Source organism: Roseobacter sp. (assembly GCF_024639605.1).
Taxonomy (GTDB): Bacteria; Pseudomonadota; Alphaproteobacteria; order Rhodobacterales; family Rhodobacteraceae; genus Roseobacter.
On the sequence record NZ_JAHEHZ010000015.1, the window covers coordinates 1 to 20,471 of the forward strand.

19 protein-coding genes and 2 pseudogenes are annotated in these 20,471 nt (G+C 60.8%); 1 reads left to right on the top strand and 20 read right to left on the bottom strand.

Annotated features, from left to right (window positions below):
• The 12 genes and pseudogenes from pcaG to Q0M35_RS03535 form a co-directional block, all read right to left on the bottom strand.
• Positions 1–521: protocatechuate 3,4-dioxygenase subunit alpha (pcaG, locus tag Q0M35_RS03480; protein ID WP_295312227.1), on the bottom strand; the 521-nt coding region annotated here is incomplete at its 3' end.
• Positions 522–1,244, bottom strand: a complete 723-nt coding sequence (gene pcaH / locus Q0M35_RS03485) for a protocatechuate 3,4-dioxygenase subunit beta (RefSeq protein WP_295312229.1) — start codon at positions 1,242–1,244, stop codon at positions 522–524.
• A gap of 224 nt (positions 1,245–1,468) precedes the next feature.
• Entirely contained in the window at positions 1,469–2,653 is a 1,185-nt protein-coding gene (pobA, locus tag Q0M35_RS03490; protein ID WP_295312231.1) for a 4-hydroxybenzoate 3-monooxygenase, read from the bottom strand.
• Positions 2,654–2,769: 116 nt separating this feature from the next.
• Positions 2,770–3,597: pseudogene (locus Q0M35_RS03495) on the bottom strand (3-keto-5-aminohexanoate cleavage protein).
• Positions 3,594–4,475 carry an intradiol ring-cleavage dioxygenase gene (locus Q0M35_RS03500; protein WP_295312233.1) on the bottom strand — a complete coding sequence of 294 codons (882 nt, stop codon included), beginning with the start codon at positions 4,473–4,475 and terminating at the stop codon, positions 3,594–3,596. Before Q0M35_RS03500 ends, Q0M35_RS03495 begins: the two are co-directional and overlap by 4 nt.
• A 9-nt stretch (positions 4,476–4,484) precedes the next feature.
• Positions 4,485–6,239 (bottom strand): FAD-dependent monooxygenase, encoded by a 1,755-nt coding sequence (locus Q0M35_RS03505; protein WP_295312235.1) that lies wholly within the window; start codon positions 6,237–6,239, stop codon positions 4,485–4,487.
• Positions 6,240–6,417: 178 nt separating this feature from the next.
• Positions 6,418–7,476 carry a branched-chain amino acid ABC transporter permease gene (locus Q0M35_RS03510; protein ID WP_295312236.1) on the bottom strand — a complete coding sequence of 353 codons (1,059 nt, stop codon included), beginning with the start codon at positions 7,474–7,476 and terminating at the stop codon, positions 6,418–6,420.
• Positions 7,476–8,339 carry a branched-chain amino acid ABC transporter permease gene (locus Q0M35_RS03515; protein WP_295312238.1) on the bottom strand — a complete coding sequence of 288 codons (864 nt, stop codon included), beginning with the start codon at positions 8,337–8,339 and terminating at the stop codon, positions 7,476–7,478. The genes Q0M35_RS03510 and Q0M35_RS03515 overlap by 1 nt, the downstream gene beginning before the upstream one ends.
• Positions 8,336–9,043, bottom strand: a complete 708-nt coding sequence (locus tag Q0M35_RS03520; protein ID WP_295312240.1) for an ABC transporter ATP-binding protein — start codon at positions 9,041–9,043, stop codon at positions 8,336–8,338. The genes Q0M35_RS03515 and Q0M35_RS03520 overlap by 4 nt, the downstream gene beginning before the upstream one ends.
• Positions 9,043–9,762, bottom strand: coding sequence for an ABC transporter ATP-binding protein (locus Q0M35_RS03525; protein WP_295312242.1), 720 nt, complete (start codon positions 9,760–9,762; stop codon positions 9,043–9,045). The genes Q0M35_RS03520 and Q0M35_RS03525 overlap by 1 nt, the downstream gene beginning before the upstream one ends.
• A gap of 50 nt (positions 9,763–9,812) precedes the next feature.
• Complete coding sequence (locus tag Q0M35_RS03530) at positions 9,813–11,087, bottom strand: ABC transporter substrate-binding protein (protein WP_295312243.1); 1,275 nt, start codon at positions 11,085–11,087, stop codon at positions 9,813–9,815.
• A 46-nt stretch (positions 11,088–11,133) separates the two neighbouring features.
• Positions 11,134–12,192 (bottom strand): maleylacetate reductase, encoded by a 1,059-nt coding sequence (locus Q0M35_RS03535; protein WP_295312245.1) that lies wholly within the window; start codon positions 12,190–12,192, stop codon positions 11,134–11,136.
• Between the two features lie 100 nt (positions 12,193–12,292).
• On the opposite strand from Q0M35_RS03535, the gene Q0M35_RS03540 reads away from it, so the two are divergent.
• Positions 12,293–13,243: a LysR family transcriptional regulator gene (locus Q0M35_RS03540; protein WP_295312247.1), complete on the top strand. Its 951-nt coding sequence runs from the start codon at positions 12,293–12,295 to the stop codon at positions 13,241–13,243.
• A gap of 12 nt (positions 13,244–13,255) precedes the next feature.
• Here Q0M35_RS03540 and Q0M35_RS03545 read toward each other — a convergent pair whose 3' ends face one another.
• The 8 genes and pseudogenes from Q0M35_RS03545 to Q0M35_RS03580 form a co-directional block, all read right to left on the bottom strand.
• The gene (locus Q0M35_RS03545; protein WP_366519634.1) at positions 13,256–14,245 is read right to left on the bottom strand and encodes a sensor domain-containing diguanylate cyclase; all 990 of its coding nucleotides are present in this window, start codon (positions 14,243–14,245) and stop codon (positions 13,256–13,258) included.
• Positions 14,173–14,994: an alpha/beta hydrolase gene (locus Q0M35_RS03550; protein WP_295312251.1), complete on the bottom strand. Its 822-nt coding sequence runs from the start codon at positions 14,992–14,994 to the stop codon at positions 14,173–14,175. The genes Q0M35_RS03545 and Q0M35_RS03550 overlap by 73 nt, the downstream gene beginning before the upstream one ends.
• Positions 14,995–15,271: 277 nt before the next feature.
• Entirely contained in the window at positions 15,272–15,550 is a 279-nt protein-coding gene (locus tag Q0M35_RS03555; protein WP_295312253.1) for a hypothetical protein, read from the bottom strand.
• A gap of 138 nt (positions 15,551–15,688) precedes the next feature.
• Positions 15,689–17,101, bottom strand: a complete 1,413-nt coding sequence (locus Q0M35_RS03560) for a multicopper oxidase family protein (RefSeq protein WP_295312254.1) — start codon at positions 17,099–17,101, stop codon at positions 15,689–15,691.
• 281 nt (positions 17,102–17,382) lie between these two features.
• A complete protein-coding gene (locus Q0M35_RS03565; RefSeq protein WP_295312255.1) occupies positions 17,383–18,042 on the bottom strand; it encodes a hypothetical protein in 660 nt (219 codons plus the stop codon).
• 2 nt (positions 18,043–18,044) lie between these two features.
• Entirely contained in the window at positions 18,045–19,445 is a 1,401-nt protein-coding gene (locus Q0M35_RS03570; protein ID WP_295312257.1) for a selenium-binding protein SBP56-related protein, read from the bottom strand.
• A gap of 121 nt (positions 19,446–19,566) precedes the next feature.
• A complete protein-coding gene (locus tag Q0M35_RS03575) occupies positions 19,567–20,229 on the bottom strand; it encodes an ABC-type transport auxiliary lipoprotein family protein (protein WP_295312259.1) in 663 nt (220 codons plus the stop codon).
• Positions 20,226–20,471 (bottom strand): annotated as a pseudogene (locus tag Q0M35_RS03580) (MCE family protein); the annotation flags it as partial. The pseudogene Q0M35_RS03580 and the gene Q0M35_RS03575, both read right to left, overlap by 4 nt.

Genomic DNA, 20,471 nt, shown 5'->3' on the forward strand with positions numbered 1-20,471 from the left:
TGCAGGCGGATCACATGCTGGTAGCCGTCATCGGTTTTTTCTGCAACCAGGGTGGATGATCTTTCGCCGGCAAGCAGGAATACCGGGTCGTCCCCGTTCTCCGCATCCGGAAAGTATACCCGCGTCATAAGTGCGATATTGATGCCCCGCGCGGCGATCCAGACAAACACATGCGGGGCCTGTCCATTGCCACCGCCGGGTTTGAGCGTTTCAAAGACGGCGCCGCCGGAGCCTGAACCTGTGGGCTGGCGGCCCCAGTGACTGAACCCGTCTGTCGGCCCGAAACTGCCGTCCGGGCCCGGTTGCCAGATCTCGATCATTGCATCCGTCACCGGATCGCCGGCACCGTCGGTCAGATGGAGTGTCAGGGTCATCCTCTCTCCCGCGGGGTCGCCGGTTATCATCTGCGCACCGGGGTCTTTGCCGCCGTACATGCCCTCCAGCCCGGCTGTGGATGGCATACAGCCGATGTGCACATACGGGCCTGCGGTCTGGGACGGGGATTCTTCGTAATCAGCCATTCAAAGCCCCTCCGCGCGGTTTTCAAACATCGTCTGCCGGCGGCCGCGCAGGACAATATCAAAACGGTAGGCTCTGATATCCATCGCCACTGTCCGGGCCATATCCAGCCGTGCGACGAGCGTGTCGATTGCTGCAGGATCGGGGATCGCCTGCACAATCGGGCAAAGGGCGATATGCGGATCACCCTCGAAATACATCTGCGTGATCAGCCGTTGGGCAAAACCATCGCCGAACACCGAGAAATGAATATGCGCCGGGCGCCAGTCGTTACCGCCGTTTGGCCAGGGGTAGGGGCCAGGCTGTACCGTCCGGAAGCTGTAGCTGCCGTCTTCGCCGGAAATGCAACGACCACAGCCGCCGAAATCAGGATCGAGCGGAGCAAGATAGCCGTCTTTTTTGTGCCGGTACCGCCCGCCGGCATTGGCCTGCCAGACTTCGATCAGTTTTCCCGGCAGCGGGCGGCCATCGGCATCTGTAAGCTTGCCATGCACGATGATACGCGGCCCGATCGCGCTTTTGCCCGGACGCGCATAGTTCCGGATCATATCGTGATCGAGCGCGCCAGTTGGCGTGTGGCCAAAGGCAGGACCGGTCATTTCGGTCATTGTGGGCGCGTGGTGCAGGCGCGCGTGGTGCGGGGCACGCAGGACCGAGCTGCGGTAGGCAGGCGCAAGAAGAGGCGGGTGACGGTCAAGGTTGCGCGGTGCGATAGGTCTGGTCATATCTGTTTCTTCATTTCGGGCCCCGGTCTGTGAAGTTCCGCAGTGCGCGGAGGTCGGAACTGGCCCGGGCAGGTGTGTCCGTTACATGCCGGACGCGCGTGTACGCACCCGACCGGCACGACCAGCATAAGCATCAGATCAGCCTGGTGCGAGAGGCTTATGATTCTGCCCTTTCCGTAAAGGACAATGCGTCGTCCGGCCCTGTCCTTTTAACTGCAGGGCTTTCATTCGAGCGGCAGGCCGACGTAATTCTCTGCAATTGAGCGCGCGGCGGCTTCAGATCCGGTGATGTAGTCAAACTCGGCGCGCTGCATGCGCTGCTCAAACGGGGAGTTTTCCGGAAACTGGTGCATCAGTGTCGACAACTGCCAGGAGAATCGTTCCACTTTCCACACACGGCTCAGGACGGCCTGTGAATACGTATCGATGTAGTGATCGTTGTGGTCGAGGTAATGCGCGATCAGAGCACGTGAAAGCAGCCTGACATCCGCCACCGCGAGGTTGAGCCCCTTGGCACCGGTCGGCGGCACGATATGAGCTGCGTCCCCTGCCAGAAACAGGTTGCCGTACCGCATCGGCTCGGCCACAAAAGACCGCAGTGGTGCAATCGATTTTTCGAATGAAGCCCCGGTCTGCAGCGATGCTGCCGTATCAGAACCAAGGCGCAGCGAAAGCTCCTCCCAGAAGCGTTCATCGGGCCAGTCGGCGATGTTCTCCTGCATGCCGCATTGCAGATAATACCGGCTGCGCGTCTGTGACCGCATGGAGGCCAGAGCAAAGCCGCGCGCGTGGTTTGCATAGATCAGTTCGTGGCTCACGGGGGGCCGTTCGACCATGATGCCGAGCCAGCCAAAGGGATAGACCCGCTCAAAAGTGCGCAAAACTTCCGGCGGTATGGCCTGGCGGGACGGGCCGTGAAAGCCATCGCAGCCGGCGATGAAATCAGCCTCGACTGCAATCTGGCGGCCCTTGTGAGTGAAATGAACGCTGGGGCGTGTGTCTTTAAGCCCTTCGGGCCGGGTGTCACTGGCCCCGAGAAAGAACTGTTGAGCCTGTGCAAAGCGGCGCTCAAAGAGGTCTTTGGTCACTTCTGTCTGTCCGTAGACGGTCACGGATTTTCCGGTCAGCCCCCTGAGATCGATCCGGTGCCTGTCACCGTCAAAGCACAGATCAAACCCGTGATGGATAAGCCCCTCGCGGTGCAGCCTGTCGCCTACGCCGGCCTCGCTCAGCGCGTCCACCGTGCCCTGTTCCAGAACGCCGGCACGTATCCGCCCTTCGATGTATGCGCGGTCTTTGCGGTCGATCACCACCGTCTCAATGCCCGCACCGGCCAGAAGCTGCGACAGCAGCAGTCCCGCGGGCCCTGCGCCGATGACGGCGACCTGCGTTCTGAGAGTGCGTGTCACAAAACGCCGCCGGGGTCGTGCATGTCAGAAGCTCCTAGTCTCGGGCACTATACTAGCCCGCGCGGGGCTGCGCGCAAGCCGCCTGCGCCGGGGTATGCGCGCTTCTCTTTGGTTTGTCAGGCCAGTCCGAGAATGTCGCGCGCCTGCGCAGGGGTCGCGACCGGGCGTTCGTGCTGAGCGCAGAGATCGGCAACCCGCCTGACCAGAGCAGCATTGGATGGCGCGAGCCTCTCACGGTCAAGCCGGACGTTATCCTCCAGCCCGGTGCGCGCGTGCCCGCCGGCGGCCACAGACCATTCGTTCAGGACAATCTGCGCAGGTCCGATCCCGGCTGCGCACCATGGCGCTGACTGTCCAAAGAGCCGGCCCACGGTTCTCACATAGTAGTCAAACACATCGCGGTCCGCAGGCATCGCGTTTTTCACCCCCATCACAAACTGCACATAGGGCGTGTCGCTGATCTGACCGGACGCATGCATCGCGGCGGCCTTGAGGATGTGCGACAGATCGAAGGCCTCGATCTCGGGCTTCACACCGTGGGTTTGCATCTCAGCTGCCAGCCAGTCCACGAGATCCGGCGGGTTTTCGTAAACGCGGGTCGGGAAATTGTTGGACCCGACGGAGAGCGACGCCATATCCGGCCTGAGCGGCAGCATGCCGCCGCGGCTCTTCCCGGCCCCCGAACGCCCCCCGGTTGAGTACTGGATGATCATGCCGGGGCAGTGTTTCTCCAACCCCTCTTTCAGTGCGGCGAACCTGTCAGGATCGCTTGAGGGGCTTTCATCCTCATTACGCACATGGGCGTGCACGATTGCGGCCCCCGCTTCGAAGGCTTCGTGAGTGCTCTCTACCTGCTAAGGCACTGTGATCGGCACCGCCGGATTGTTGGCCTTGCGCGGCAGGCTGCCGGTGATCGCCACGCAGATGATGCAGGGCGGGGTCATGCCGCCGGAGCCAGAACGAAATCATGCACCACTTCGAAATAGGGGCAGTCAAATCCGGCGGCTTTGATCCGGGCCGCGTCTTCGACTTTTTCGAAAGTGGCAAGCAGGCTTTCCTTTACACCAAAAACCGCGTCCGAACGGATGTAGGGATCGTCCGGGTCAAAGATATGGGTGATCAGCGTCTCGAACCCGTCTGCTTCGAGGATGTAATGCAGATGCGCCGGCCGGTAGGGATGGCGGCCGAGTTTTTTCAGCATGCGACCGACCGGGCCGTCATCCGGGATCGGGTAAAATTTTGGTTTCACGCCCCTGAAGTGATACGTACCATCCGCTCCCGTACGGAAAACGCCGCGCAGGTTGAAGTCAGGTTGCAGACCTTTTTGCTGCACATCATAAAACCCTTCGTCATTGGCCTGCCAGACATCGATCTTTGCACCGGATACCGGTTGGCCTTCGGTGCCAAGGATCCGGCCTTTGACCAGCATCGGTTCGCCTTTCTGATCCAGACAGATGTCTGAGCCCATCGGCAGTTCCGGCGCATCCGGCACATGGAAGGGCCCCAGCACAGTGGATTCAGACGCGCCTGAGGGTTTGCGGTTGTTGATCGCATCGACCAGCATCGACACGCCGAGACTGTCCGAGAGCAATATATATTCCTGACGCCAGTCGTTACACATGTGGCCGACTTCGGTGAGGAATCTGATCGCCTCGAACCACTCCTCCTGCGTGGGTTCGATCTCTTTCACAGCGGCGTGCAGGTGCTTTGTCACCACCGCCATCACTTCGGCCAGCCGCGCGTCGGTGGCTTTGGCATTTCGGCTGATGACGACTTCAGCGGAGTTCTCTTCGGTGAAATACCCTTGTTCAGCAGTGCTCATTATCGCCTCCTATTTCGCCAGCACAGCGGACAGTACCCGCGTGAGTTCTGCTTCCGGATCTGCCGCCAGCACATCATGTCGCCAGCAGACATGCTGGTCAGGCCTGGTCAGCACACAGCCTGCGCCGCCTACCTCGCGCGCGCGTGCCCAGTCACCGGTGTGATCAACGTATTCCTGACGCGGACCGATCACATGCGCCTCAATTTTGATGCCCAGCTTATCGCTGACTTTTGCTGCGGCATCCGCCCAGGCGCGGCCTCCCAGACCGGTAAAGAGCGTAAAGACACCACCACCCGCAAGATCCAGCGTCGAGTGTTTTTTGCCGCTGTGATCAAAGAGCCAGACATGCGGGATACGTGCGCCGGGCCATGTGGTGGGCTGATAATGCAGGTCCGCGTCCAGCGCGAAGTCAGGCTCAACCTGACCATCCGTGACGGCGGCAGTTGATTTATATCGCTGGTTCATCTCGACGCCGTGCGCGTCGAACTCGTATTTTTTGAATGCAATCGCTTCGCGGATTGCTTCGCGCTGGCGCTCGGCGGCGGGCGTGCTGTCGCAACGACCTTCGAGGTTTTTCTGCATGGTCTCGGGATCGTTGCTTTCGGTGAGGCCAAGGGCCTCAAAGATCGGACCGAACTCGCCGATGGACTGGTTGGCACGGGTTACGATCTGTTTTGCGACTGGGGCGCGCTCAATTGTATATGTATCAAGCAGCGCCTCACCGGCCTGGCCTTTCAGCACAGCGGCGAGTTTCCAGGCGAGGTTAAACGCGTCCTGGATGGAGGTGTTAGAACCCAGACCATTCGACGGCGGATGGCGGTGGATAGCGTCGCCCATGCAGAACACGCGGTCTTTCTGCAGATGCGTGGCGTAGTAATTGTTGACCGTCCAGGTGGACCAGCTGGTGATATCGACCTCGAGATCCTGATCCCCCACCAGATCGCGCACGACCTTTGTGGCAAATGCATCGTCCACTTCGGGCGGCGGCTGGTTGATGTCATAGCCCCAGACGATCAGCCATTCGTTCCAGGGGCGCACCATGCGCACCAGACCCATGCCGATCCCGCCTACATCCGCGCCCGGCTGCACAACCCAGTAAAGCACGGAGGGCCGGTGAGCGACATACTTCGTAAGATCCGCTTTGAAGAGGATGTTCATCGAGCCCCCGACGCCCATCTGCCCCTCAAAAGGCAGGCCGATCTGATCGGCCACCAGTGAATTGCCGCCGTCCGCACCGATCAGGTATCTTGAACGGATGGATACTTCTTTGCCGGTCAGCCGGTCGAGGCAGGTGGTTGTCACCCCGTCCGCGTCCTGCACATGGCTCAGGTATTCGGTGCTCATTCTCGCCTGCGTCCCGCGCTGGCAGGCGGTCTTGAAAAGCAGCGGCTCCATGAAGGTCTGCGGCAGATCGTTCATAAAGGTGGGGCTGCTCAGCAGGTGCTCGGCCCTGGAGAGCGGATGCGTTCCCCAGCTTTTCATTCTGCCGATCTCTTCGCCTGCGAGGCTTTCGCAGAAAACGTTCTCGCCCATAATGTCCTGCTCCGCGGCGAACAAATAGGCCTCGTCCTCTACATCGCGCCCGAGATCGCGCAGCACTTCCATCGTTCGCTGGTTGGTGATGTGTGCGCGCGGCGTATTGGCAAGCCAGCGATAGCGGTTGATCACCATGTTTTCGATGCCATAGGTGGACAGCAAGGCCGCTGATGATGACCCTGCCGGGCCCGTGCCGATGATCAGAACGTCTGTGGTGATGTCAGTCATTTATTCTCTCCCTGCCGTGTCCCTCAGGACTGCGGTTCCCAAAGTCTTGTGTCGAAGTCAGTCTCACTGGCCTGGTCGTCCGGATAGTCCGCGTGATCCATACCGCGCAAAGCGGGTAGTTTTCCTGCCCTGGCAGCGGCGGTAAACCCTGCCGCGTCTTGTGTGAGGAAAAACCGGTTCACGGAGTTTCCCTTTGTTCTGTCGTGCCGCCGGAAAGGCGGCGGCGGATCGGGAAAAGGTGCAGACCCGTGCGTGCGGACAGGAGGCCCCAAAGGCCACGCGGTGCCACAAGCATGATGATGATGGCGAGCACGCCAAGGGTCATCAGATACCAGCTGCCGAAATCGGCAAGCAGCGATTGCAGGGCGAAAAAGACGAGCACGCCGACGATCGGGCCTTCGATCGTGCCAATGCCACCAATGACGACGATAAAAATAACATAGGCGGTCCAGTCAGTGACGCTGAAGGCTGCATCCGGGCTGATCCGGGCTTTCTGCAGGTAAATGAGCCCGCCCGCGAGGCCGGTGCCGAAGGCGGACGTCAGAAAGACAATCCACTTCATGCGGCCGGCATCGACGCCAACGGATTTCGCGGCTTCGACGTTATCGCGCACTGCCGCCAGCGCGAGACCACGGCGGGTCCGCAGGAGCCAGTAGATGCCGCCGATGGTCGCCAGCGCAAGAGCGAGAGCCAGCCAGTAGGCCAGGATGTCGCGGGCTGCCGCCGTGCGGACGCCGAGGGCGGTTTCGATGGCCCCGACAAACCACATATCACCTGTGGCGTCACGCGGCAGAGAGGTGCCGGTGCCGCCGCCGAGTGTCTTCCATTGCGAGACCAGCAGGCGCACAACCTCGGCGATGACCCATGTCCCGATCGCGAAATAGGCGCCGTTGAGGCGGAAAGCGAAAAAGGCGGTCGGCACGGCGATAACGAGTGCTGCGATGCCACAGAACAGGATGGCGGGCACCGGATCCACGCCCCAGAGGATGACGGTGCCGAAGAGCGCATAAGCGCCGGCCCCTACAAAGGCCTGCTGGCCGATGCTCACAAGACCGCCGTAACCGGCCAGCAGGTTCCAGAACTGGGCCAGTACCAGCATCGTGAGGATGAAGAACATATCCCGGATCGTGCTGCGCCCGGCGATGAAGGGCAGCGCGATCAGCACAAGGATCAGTACGGCACCGGCAATGGCGGCGATACGCGAGGCGGGGGTTTGAGTAGATACAGAATAAGCCATCAGTCATGCGCTCTTGGAAAGAGGCCCCGGGGCCGGACCAGCAGCACCAGCAGGAAGGCGATGTGGCCCGACAGGATCTGCCATTCAGGATTGATCGCGGCACCGAGCGTTTGTGCGACACCGATGATGATGCCGCCCGCGAGGGTGCCCCAGAGCGAGCCCAGCCCGCCGATGATCACCGCCTCAAAGGCATAGATCAGACGCGCCGGGCCGATGTTGGGGTCGAAGTTCGCACGCAGCCCGAGGTACAGAGCGGCGATGGTCACGATCACCAGTGCAATGCCCGTGGCGGTGGCGAAGATGTTGGCCGGTTTGATGCCCATAAGGCCCGCGGTGACCGGGTCGTCGGAGGTGGCCCGGAAAGCGCGGCCCAGTTCGGTGCGGTAAAAGAGCTGGTTGAGCCCCAGGATAACCGCGACGGCGGAGGCGAAGGTCAGAAGCGGCATGACCCCAAGCGAGATCGGCCCCATCTGTAACGAGGCTGTGGTAAGCGCATCGGTTGGCAACCGCTGGCTGTCGGCCGAAAAGGTTTCGAGCAGCGCGTTCTGCAAGGCGATTGATAACCCGAAAGTCACCAGCAGCGGCGGCAGGATATCGTCGCCCAGTGTCCGGTTGAGCAGGAATTTCTGCAGCGCCCACCCCAGCAGGAACATCACCGGCATGGCAATCAGGGCTGCGAGAAAAGGCGAAAGCCCCAGCAGCGTAACCAGCAGCAGGATCAGATAGGCGCCCATCACAATGAGATCGCCATGCGCGAGGTTCACCAGTCGCATAATCCCGAAGACAAGGCTCAGACCGGCGGCAAAGAGCGCATAAAGACCGCCCAGCAGGATGCCCTGAAGAATTGTGTCGACCCAGATCATTGATGTGCTCCGAAATAGGCGTTGTGGATGGCCTCGCGGCTGAGACTATCGGGCGTGCCGGAAAGCGTGACGCGGCCCTCCATCATGCAATAGACGCGGTCGGCCACAGCGAGCGCCTGGGCTATGTCCTGCTCCACCACGATGATGCTGGCGCCGGCGGCCTTGATGGCCGGCACGGCTTTGTAGATGTCTTTGATCACGACAGGGGCGAGACCAAGGCTGATCTCGTCGCACAAAAGCACACGCGGGTTGCTCATCAGCGCGCGCCCGATGGCGACCATTTGCTGCTGTCCGCCCGAGAGCGCGGTGCCCGGGTTGTGGCGGCGCTCGCGCAGGATCGGGAAAAGGTCACAGACCGTCTCCAGCGTCCAGTGACCGGATTGTTTGCGACCATAGGTGCCGATCAGCAGGTTCTCTTCAACCGACAGGGACGGAAAGAGCTTGCGCCCCTCGGGCACCATTGCCACACCCAGCGCCATTATCTCATCGGCCGGCAGCGCGCCGATCTCTGCGCCGTCAAAGCGTACGGCATCCGCCTGATTGCGCAGCACGCCGGCAATGGACCGCATGAGTGTTGTTTTGCCGGCCCCGTTCGCACCGATGATGGCAATGGTCTCGGCTTCACCCAGATCGATATCGACACCGAAAAGCGCCTGGAAATCGCCATAGCGGGCCACAAGGTTTCGTGTGGTGAGCAGGGGCATCAGACTTCGATTCCCAGATAAATTTCCTGCACTTCTTTGCTGGCCATGATTTCCTCGGGATCACCCAGACCAATGACCCTGCCGAAATCGAGAACAAGCAGACGCTCGACCACCGAAGTCAGCGCGTGCAGCACATGTTCGATCCAGATGATCGTGACGCCCCGCGCATGGATGTCTCTGATCGTGCCAATCAGGGCCTGACATTCGCCTTCGGTAAGCCCGCCGGCGATCTCGTCAAGCAGCAGCAGTTTTGGCTGCGTGGCCATCGCACGGGCAAGCTCCAGGCGCTTGCGTTCCAGCAGCGACAGTTGCCCGGCAGGCGTATTCGCGCGACGGATCAGTTCGGTGCGCTCCAGCACATCAGCGCAGTCGGCAAGGACTGCTGCCTCACTGAGATTACGCCCGTGGGTCGCCGCGACCAGAAGGTTTTCATAGACGGTCAGTTTTTCGAAGGGCTGCGGGATCTGAAAGGACCGCCCGATGCCCGTCAGGCACCGCTCCATCGCGGACACTCTCGTCACGTCGCGGCCCTCGAAAGTAATGGTCCCCTGATCGGCGCGCAGGTTGCCGGTGATCAGGTTAAAGAGCGTGGATTTGCCCGCGCCGTTCGGCCCGATGATGCCCAGAGCCTCGCCCTGCGACACATCGAAACTCGCATCGTCGGTCACGATCAGCGCGCCGAAGCTCTTGCTGACATTCTGCAGGCTCAGGATGTTCATCGTGCTCTCCCCCGGGGCCCCGCCGCATCCGGCGGGGCTGGTTTCTCAGATCAGCTGATTTCTTCCATCGTGCCGCCGGTCGGGATGTCGGAGTGATCGGAATTGTCCACGATCACAAGGTCATAGCCGCCGCCGTTTTTCAGCCGCCACTGGCCTCCGACCAGCGGTGTTTTGGCGATATTGGTCGCGGCAAAGGGCGGCAGACCGGCACCGTCAAAGGCCAGGCGTCCAACGATGGACTGCAGTTGTGTCGCTGCGATGGCAGCGGCTACCTCATCAGGATCGCGGCTGTCTTCGACGCGGCCCATAACGTCTGCGGCCATCTCAAAGAGCGCGTGCACAAAGCCGATGGGCTGGGTCCACTGCCTGCCGGTTGCGGCAGTGTATCCTGCGGCGAGATCACCGGCCGACTGCCCCGTCAGCGAAGACGCAAAGGGATGTCTGGGCGACCACCAGACCTCGGAGCTGAGGTTGTGGCCCTGATCGCCCAAGGCCTCGACGGCCTGCGAAAAGAGGATGGCCTTGCCGATGCTGGCGGCTTTGGGCGTGAAGCCCTGTTGTTTTGCCTGGGTCCAGAAGGTCGTAAAATCCGGCGGAATCGGCACGGCGGTCACGATCTCGCAGTTCGCCGCCTTGAAGGCATTGATCTGCGCGCTGAAATCATCTGTCAGGTTCTGATAGCGGCCCGGGTCGGTGAGCCCGTAGCCCTGCGCGTCAAGCGGCTTCGGGAACCCCACGTTGGGGTCACCCCAGGCGTTGCCGTCCCCGTCATTTGGGAAAAGCCCGCCGACCTGTTTGTTGGTCTCAAGCTGGTTCCACATGGCGGTAAAGGTGCTGATCACATCCTCAAGACCCCAGAAGAAATGGAAGCTGTAATCAAATGGCCGCCAGGAGCCCGGGTCACCGGGGTTACCCTGCTGGCCGATAAACCAGGGCTGCCAGGGGGCCACGGTGGAAATCACAGGGATACCTTCGGCCTCGCAGGTCGTGGCGACAGGGTTTGTGGTCTCCGGCGTCGAGGCCACCAGCATCAGGTCGATTTCTTCGTCGATGATCAACTCGCCCGCAACCTCGGCAGCGCGGTTGGGGTTGGACTGGCTGTCTTTGACGATGACTTCGAAACTGCCACCCGCGTCAGAGCCAAGAAACCCGTCGATGATGAACTGATCGGCCTCGGAAAAGGCGGCCAGCGGGCCGGATTGCGGGCTGACATAACCGAGCCGGATTTTGGCGCCCTGCGCGATTGCAGGCGCGGCCAGTCCGCCTGCGGCGAGGGACAGGCCGGTGGCGGCAGTGGATCGCAGAAGTTTGCGGCGTGTAATCATGATGTCCTCCCTGACGTCATTTTTTTTTCTGTGTTTCGGATGCGGGCTATTCGATCGGCGGATCACCGGCCCATACGGCCTGCAACAACGCGCGGATGTCGCCACGGGTCACCGGCTGCGGGTTCGGATAGGGTTTCGTCGTCGCGAGTTCTGCCGCCTCGTCGAGGTCGCTCTCGTTGAGACCCAGATCACGCAGGGCGAGCGGGGCGTTCATACTGCGGGCAAAACGGTGCAGCGCCGTGCCTGCGTTGCTGCCGCCAAGCAGATCGCAAACGGGTTGCAGTTCGGCAGCTGCGGCGCGGGCGTTATAGGCAATCGCATGGGGCAGGATGACCGCATGAGTTTCCGCGTGCGGCAAATCAAATGAGCCGCCCAGTGTGTGGCAGAGCTTGTGATGCAGTGCCATACCGACGCGGCCCAGCACCGTGCCGCAGGCCCAGGCACCGCGCTGCGTGGCCTCGCGTGCCGCAAGATGGCCGGGGTTTTTCAGGACAGCAGGCAGGCCGCCGACCAGCGCCTCCAGCCCTTTGCGCGCGAGGGCATCGGTTTCTGGTGTGCGGTCTTTTGCATAGAGCGCCTCTGCGGCATGGGCCATGGCGTTGAGCGCAGAGGTGACGGTCATGGCGACCGGCAGGCTGACCACCAGCTCGGGGTCGTAAAGAATGACCTCCGGCAGCACTTTCGGATCGCTGAGCGTGGTTTTGATGCCGTTTTCGGTCTGGCCCAGTATCGGCGTTGCTTCGCTGCCGGCATAGGTTGTCGGGATGACGATCTGTGGCAGGTCGGTGTGCCATGCGATGGCCTTGCCGAGACCGGTGGTCGAGCCGCCCCCGATTGCGATCAGACAATCGGTATTTGTCTCACGTACGTGGTCGAGCGCCAGTTTCGTTATCTCAACCGGAGTGTGCATCGCTGCCTTGCAGAAGACGCCCGCAGCAAGAGATCCAAGCCTTCCGGCGATCTCGGATGCCGCGTCGCATTGCTGCGGCGTTGCGAGCACAAGAACACGCGACGCCCCGAGCCGGCGGACCTCGGATGCAACTGATTCACGCAGCCCGGGTCCGAAAAGAACGCGCACTTGCTGAGTTTCTGTCTGCGGGTTCAAGGCGCCGTTTCCTCCGTCGTCGGCTGATTGCTCCCTCCAGGTTAGCTGCGAAAATATTGGTGGTTGATCGAATCTAAGCCTTAAATCATACCATGATGTTATGAAAATAAATCCAAATCACCTGAACCTGCTTGCAGCGATCATCGATAATGGCGGTCTGGGGGAGGGCGCTGTTGCTCTTGGTAAATCACAGCCAAGCGTGTCGCGCACAGTTTCCATGCTGGAGGCGCGCATCGGAGCACGGCTGTTTGAGAAGGGCAGAAAGCCGGTTCGTCCGACCGAGCTTTGTCAGTCACTCGCCGCACAGGGACGGATCATCGCGCAGGCAACACAGACGGCTGAACAGACAACCGACCTTTACAAAGGCGGGCGGGCAGGATCAGCGCGCGTCGCAGGCACGCCGATTTTCATGGATGGGGTTATCTCAGGCATGATCGCGTCGTTCCAGCGGTCATTTCCCGATGTTTCCATCCATCAGACCTATGGCTACCTTGCTGATCTTCGTGAGCAACTGATCGCAGGGACGATTGATCTGGGGATTTGTCCGGTGCGCCAGGATCAGGTGCCCGACGCGCTGTCTTTCAAACCGCTGCTGCCAGGACGCAACGTACTCGCCTGCGCGCCGTCACACCCGCTGGCGCGTAAATCGGCTCTGACGCTGTCCGAGATTGCACCCTATCCCTGGATCGCGCCGCCGGCGGACAGTCCGCTTTATGAGGATCTGCGCGATGCGCTGAGCAGCATCGGCATCTCTGATTTCCGCGTAAGTTTCACCGGCGGCTCGCTGGCCTCGATCCTGAGTGTCCTGGCAGGATCACAGGCGCTGACCGTGCTGCCCTATTCGGTGGTGTTCATGCAGCGGCATATCAGAACCGTCACCTCGTTGCCTGTGCGGCTGGAACATCCTGATCGTCAGCTGGGCCTGTTGTGGCAGAGCGACAGAAAACATCTGCCCGCCATAGCCCGGTTCCGGAAATACATTGAGTCAGAGTTTGACGAGCTATCCCAGCAGATTAACGTGAGAGGTCGCGACAGTATCTGGCGGCGGTAAGACCGCGCCTTCCTACGTGCCGGTAATCAGCTTCTCGCCATCGAGAATAAAGGTGCGGTTCCGTCCGGCCTGTTTGGCGGCGTAAAGGGCGTCATCCGCTTCTTTCAGCGTCTGCGTCAGCGTTTTTCCGGTGCCGTCAAAATGCAGTCCGATCCCCATCGAAATCGAAATTGGCTTGTCGGGCGCCCGGACCTCTGACGCCACCTGGTGCATCCGCTGTGCAAAGCCCCGGACCGCCGCGAGCGACAACCCTTCGAGACAGAAACTGAATTCTTCGCCGCCATAACGTGCCAGCAGCTCGCCGGCCCGGCAGGCATGTCGCAGCCGGTGGGCCAGCTCGCGCAGGACATCGTCACCGGCATCGTGCCCGAAGGTATCATTGACCCGTTTGAAATGATCCACATCCGCGATGACCAGTGCCACGCTGGTGCCGTTTTGCGCGGAGAAGGTCAGTGACTCTCCGGCGCGTTTGAGAAACTCGCGCCGGTTGAACAGCCCTGTCAGCTCGTCGGTTGAGGCCAGTTTGCGCAGCCGGTTGGCGCGCTTCTCCAGCAACTCGTGCGAGCGCAGCAGTGCATCATGCAGTTTGTGGCGTTTTTCCGCCCGCAATATTGTCCAGCAAACACAGTCCTCGTCGCGGGGATGCATTCGCGCATTCACAACCACCGGTATGCGGTGGCGTTCCGGGGTCAGAATGGTCAGGACGGTCTCGTCACAGCGGCGCGTTTGCGCCAGTGCGGGGCGCAGGTATTCTGCGATCAGCAATCCGGAGGCGCGGGTGAACATGTCATCGATGTGGGTCTGAATTATCTGAGCCGCGTCAAATCCCAGGTCGGTGCCGACATAATGACTGGCAAACAATATCCGGCCGGCAGGGTCGGTGACAATGCACCCGACAGGAAAATCATCGGCGCCGAAGGGCGCAGGTGTCAGATCTCCTGCGATTGCACAAATCCGTTGATCAGGTCCGCCACCCGGGCCGGGCTTGCCATATGCATGCAGTGTCCGATGGTATCGAGCGTTTCCAGCCGGCTCTGAGGCATCTTTTTATGCATGTATGCGCCGACCCCGGGCGCTGCGAGATTGTCCTGAAGGCTTTGCAGCAACAGCGCGGGCACCGGACTTTGAGGCAGGATATTGCGGCAGTCAGACAGAAATGTCGCGCGCGCGAAAACCCGCGCCCTGCCCGGATCGGTCCCGGCGAAGCTGTCGCGTAACTCAGAGGTCAGCGCAGGGTCGTTCCCGGCACCCATAACAATCGGCGCAAGATAGGTGGCCCAGTCCGGGGCGTTGCGGTCGACAAGCTCAATCAGTTCCTCCAGATCTTCGCGTTCAAAACCGCCGGGGTACTCCGGCAGTTCGTTTACAAACGAAGGCGACGGGCAGATCATCACCAGGTTCCGGAAGAGCCCGGGCCGTTCGATTGCGGCAAGCAGGCCGATCATGCTGCTGACGGAATGCCCGACAAAAGTGACATCCCGGAGATCCAGCGCGCCGCAGATGTCGATCACATCCCGGACATATCCGTCGAGGCCAGCGTATCTGTCGCGGTCAAACTGATCTGCGTCTGACGCGCCGAAACCGGTGTAATCAAAGAGAACCAGACGGTTCGAGTCTTGCAGAAACGGTATCAGGTGCCGCCACATCGTCTGGTTACAGCCAAAGCCATGGGCAAACATAAGTGTCCGGGCGCCCGTCCCGTGAACCTTCACGGCGTTGCGGTAGAGAGGGTCACTCGCTGTCGGAGACATCTGTGCAACACCGGATTCTGGGATCGGACAGGAACACATTAACACAACTATGGATAATTTAAAACGAATCCGGCCGCGGGCTGGGTGCAGCGGTTTCGATCGGCCGCTCCCGGTCGGGACAGCACAAGGCGGGCTCAGCCTTCTGAACGCAGGGCAGGCGCGTTGTGCTGTTATGCGCGGCGCCTGCGGTATTGTCCGGATCAGGCGTCGGCGGAGTTAAGCACAGGTCCTCGCAGGCTGTGCGGAAACGCCCGGCATGGCAGTGCCAGAAAAAGTTTCAGAAGAATAATTCGTCATATTCTTCAATGAGCTGGCGGGCGGCAAGCTTGCAGTCGTTCGGGCTTTCTATGCGGCAGGTTTTTGAATATCCGCGGTAAACCACACTGGTCTGCTCGAATGAGCCGTTCGGACCCTCGAGAACCCGTGTCCGGATTTCATAACGCTCACCTGCGTTCAGTCCGGTCTCCAGAACGGCCTGTGTCCTGGTTTCATTACTTACCGTTGTGCAGGCGCCAAGCAGCAGTGCTGTGGTCAGTGCGACGGGTCTTACAGTCATAGATTTTCTCCGTTTTTGATAGTTTTACCGGTTATCCAACGGCGCGCAGGGCGCCGTACAGTCTGTATACGGGCTCTTACGCACAAGTGATCACGTCGCAATTCCGACCGGCCGCCGCAGACCAGGCCTGCGAGCGGCTCAGGCAACGGAAAACCATCCCATCATGCCGGACACCTGATGGCCCAGCATATGGCAGTGGATCATCCATTTGCCCGGATTGTCGGCCACAAATGCAATTTCGGCAGACTGATCTGGGCCGATGAGAACTGTGTCCCTTACATCGCGATGCGGATCAGTCAGCACCTGAAAATGATGCCCGTGCAGATGTACGGCATGGGCAAATCGGGTGCGGTTTTCGATTTTCATCCGGACCGTCCTGCCTTGCCGCGCGGTGAACATCGGCTCAGCCATGCCATGTGCTGTTCCGTTGAAAGTCCAGGCCATACCGTGCGAAACAAGCTCGCGGAAATCCATTGTCCGGCCCTGATAGGTGGCCTTTTCGAGACCACGCATGGCGCCGCCTTCCATCACAAGGCTCTCGTTTTGTGGCTGCACGAGATCCGGGTTCTGCCACGCAGGCCAGGCAGGCAGCGCCAGCAGATCAGCCGTGGTGGCCGTGACCGCATCGCCTTTGGTAAGAAATCCTGCGATATCCACCCACTCACCATTGCCCGGATCAAGCAGGAGAGCGCCGCGTTGCTCTGCCGTGGCGGGGGCGTCAATTATCACATCCGCCCGTTGCGCGGGGGCCAGCACAAGCGTTTCGGCGGATCTGGGAGTGACCGGATACCCGTCGACGGCAATCAGCCGCGCGCCAAGCTCAGGCAGGGCAAGCGACATGACGCGCGCGGTGGCTGTGTTGATCAGACGCAGGCGGATACGTTCCGCCGGGCGCAGACTGAATTCCGGCCATGCCGCGCCATTGACGGTCACGGTGTTTCCAAGGCGGCCTGCATGGGCCGCTGCGTGCAGATCATCCCACCTGTCTTCGACGATCGTGGCATCGCTGTTGAGCAGCCAGTCATCCAGCACGAGGGTCAGGTCGCGTGCGGCAGCGCCGGCCTTGCCTGCCCAGGGGGTGGTGTCTTCGACGATCAGAGGGCCTGAAAGCCCGCGCGCGACCTGTTCAAAGCTGCGGTTGTGTGAATGATACCAGTATGTTCCGGGATCCGGGACGACAAAGTCATAGTCAAAATGATCACCCGGCGCGACGGCCGGCTGGGTCAGGGGGGCGGCACCATCCATGGCGTTGTCGATGCGGATGCCGTGCCAGTGCACCGCCGTTGCCTGGGGCAGATCGTTTTGCAGCCGATAGCGCACAGCGTCGCCGGCGGTGACCCGGATTTCGGGTCCCGGCACAGTCCCCGGCCCGGAGATCCCGTAGGCCCAGACCTCTGTACCCGGATAGCCCTGAGGAGCGAGCTGCGCTGTCGCAGGCATCGCGCGTAACACAGGCAGACCACTTTGCGCCCGGCCCCCGCCAGGCACCAGCATTGCTGCGGTGAGGGCTGTCGACTGCACCATGAAGGCCCTGCGTGTCGTATGTGCCATCGGAAATTCCTTTCACCCGGTTGGCTGTTGCGCGGGCGGCGGACGCAGCCCGGCGCATCGCTTAAAGAATGACACCAATTGCCGCAGCTTCAAGCGCGATAGAGCGACGCAGGCGCGTAGCAACGCAATTGTGACAGACGAAAAGACTTTCCGTTCTGCAGGCCGCCTGCCCAATGGCGGGCAAGGTGCCAACCCACAGACTGTTTGCGCAACCTTCCTGATCTGTTTGAATCTGTGGCCCGGATACGCGTGCAGTTACTCCTGAGCCGGGAGCTTACCCCTCAGAGCGCCGTCCAGAGCCCGGCGATGCCCACCACAATCAGGCTCAGCGCCCAAAGGATATCCATGTTGAACCATGCCTGAGACAGAAATTTCAGGCCCAGCCAGCTGTAAACGACGAGGGCTATGAGCCCGCCTGCAAGGGTCATCGCGGCGGTATGAGAGGCGGCTACGGCGAGTGCGATCCCGATGTTGTCACTCATGAGCATGGCTGCAGCCTGATGCCCGCCTTCTGTATCCTCAATGCCACAAAGCCCCAGATAGACGGGCAGAAGCATCAGCCCCGCACCGTGCGCCATGGCCGCCAGAAAAGACCAGAGTGCGAGCTGAGACGGGGGCACACGCGCCAGAAACCGCGGGTGCCGCCGCCGGATCAGCAGAAACACCCCGAGGGAGATCACCAGCAGCCCGGCACCGATGCGGATTTCGCGTTGCCAGTCCACCAGCGCGAACATCATCGAAAAGGGCAGCAGAATGGCCGACATCGCCAGAAAATGCCCCAGCGCCAGCATCGCCAGCGCTGACGGAAGCGCCCGCCGCCGCCCTTCCATAAGTGCGGCAGAGACCGACAGCGGCCACCCCATGCCGGGGTTCACACCGTGATACAAACCGGAGGCGATGACGGCCCACCACAGAGCCGCCATCATGGGTTCTTCGCCCATGCTCAGCTGTTGGGATAGCAGAAGCTGTCTGTGGAACAGTCGCCGCCTTCCAGCCGGATCTGGTGGCTGCGATAACCGTCGGGAAAGCCGACCCAGAACTTCTCGTCAAGCTCCAGCCCGCCGTTTTCTCCGGCATTCGCCATGACCATCGCGGCGCCCCGTTCGCCCGGGTAGAACTGATCGTCCCAGGTAGAATACAGCGAGTTGGTCCAGTAGACGCGTTTGCCGTCGCGGCTGATTTCCACCATCTGCGGACCGTAGCCGAATTCGTTGCCGTTGGGATGCTTCGTTTTTTTGACGATACCGCCGATTTCGACTTTGCCGGCCAGCGTCGGGTTCATCGGGTCCGAGACATCATACTGATGCATCTCGCCTGTGCCCCAGCAGGCGACATAGAGAAACCGGTCATCCATGCTCAGATCGATATCGGTCACCAGAGGTGGCACCGCTTCGAACCCTTTGAGCAGGTCGGGCAGATCGTCGGCGGATGCCGGCTGCGGATCGATTGTGATCGTCTTTTTCGCTTCGAAGGTGCCATCGTCATTGCGCCACCAGGTAAAAATTGCACCCTGCAGATTGGTGGTGTCTACGACCACGCCGCAGAACCCGTATTGCTTTGCCGGATCATGCGCGGGCCGGATTTCCAGCGCCATCTGGTGGTTTTCGCCCAGATCGATGGTCTGCACGTTTTTGCGCGCGCGCAGATCCCAGAAGTGGATCTTGTGACCGTATTTGTTGCTCAGCAGATCTTCGGCGACGATGCCGTTCTCGAACTGCGGCGGCAGACCCCATTCGGAGCTGATCATGTAATCGCGGGGCAGGTTCCACCAGAAATCGTAGTGTTTGTCCTGGATGCCGCGGTCCATCTCATAGCGGCCAAGGATGTCAAAGGTCTCGCAATCCATGATGAAGATACCAGGTGGTCCGTCAGTGCCGTCCTTGCCGCCGCCGCCGAGGGTCGAGACATAGATGCCTTCAGGACCGCAGTGGATGGTATGCGGCCGCGAGTACCCGGTTTTCTCGAACACCTCTTCGGGCTCGATGATCTTGTGAATTTTCGCCTTGAGCGGTTCTTTTACGTCGATCACATATATACGGCTGGAGCGGATCCCGGGGATAATCAGATAGCGTCGTTCCAGAAAAGCGTGCCCTGTCAGCGGGCTCAGGGCAGAGGAACAGGCGTTCCAGCCAAAGTGGTGAAACTCGTCGCCCTTGTTGGGCATCAGCAACTGGTGCACGATCTCGCCATAGGTGTCCGAGCCCGGGTCCACATCCACGACAGCAAGACCGTCCGGTTGCGACCCGTCCGGACTGAGCATCAGCGTAAAGGCAAGCGTTTCGACCGGTGCGGCCATCGCCAGTTTCGGTGTCGCGTGAAATGTCGGATCGGGTCTCAGGTTCATAGCTTATTCCTCCCAGAAAGCTGGTGGTCTCTGCCTGTTCTGAACCTGCCGTCTTTTTCAGTCAGTAACGTTTATTTATGTGAATGCGTCAATAGAAGTGAGCCCCGGAGAGGGACACCGCTCAGTAGACTTCGTCTGCTGGCCGGTTGGCAGCATCGGTATGCATGCGCCGGATGCTCCATTCCACAGCGTCCCGCAGCGTGTCGCCCAGGGCTTCGTCAAAGGCGTAAACGATGTCGCGCGGTGCGTCGCTTGCCGCGGTAAACAACTCCTCAAACGAACGCGATGCGATGATCCGGTCGCTGCCTGCATGCACAATTTTGATGTTGAGCCTGACATGGGCCTCAAGCGGGGCCTGCGGCAGGCCGCCATCCGGAACCCGTGCCTGAAATTCGCGTATATCGGTCACGATCAGATAGTCCGCGCGCAGGCCGATTGCTGAGCGGCCCACGGCGTCGACCTTGCCGCTGTTCTCGAAGCTTTCGATCAGCAGTGTCTGAATGATTACCGGCGCCCGGTCCACCCAGCGCGCACCGGGCAGAAAGCGCACTTCAAGCGGTGTCGGCTGTACTGTGATGCGGTCATTGCTGACCGCTGCCGTCGCGGTGGGCTCAGTCACGACAATCTGCTGGCGCAGACGTGGCAGGCCTGCATCAAAGGTGCTTTTGGGGGTCAGCAGATATAGATCGGTAGGTTCGGTGGCACTGGTCAGCGTGCTCAGACCGCCGCAGGCGGTCAGTACAGGCGCCACAAGGGCGAGTGCAAAAAGGGCATGTCTGATCATCTGCGGAACTCCGAGCCTTGTGTGCCGAGGAAAAACCGGGCCGGGTCGCGTTCGACACGATCGACGAACCGGTCGAGGTTGCCGACAAGCTGGCGTGCATCTTCGGTCAGCTGGGCAAATTCCGGCAGCCCGAGGCGGATGAAGTTGCTGATCTGTCGCTGGTTGCCCGCCACGATCGCTTCAAGCGTCTGTGCAAAACCTGCCGCGGCGCGGGAGGCGACGAGCACCTCATCGGTGATTGC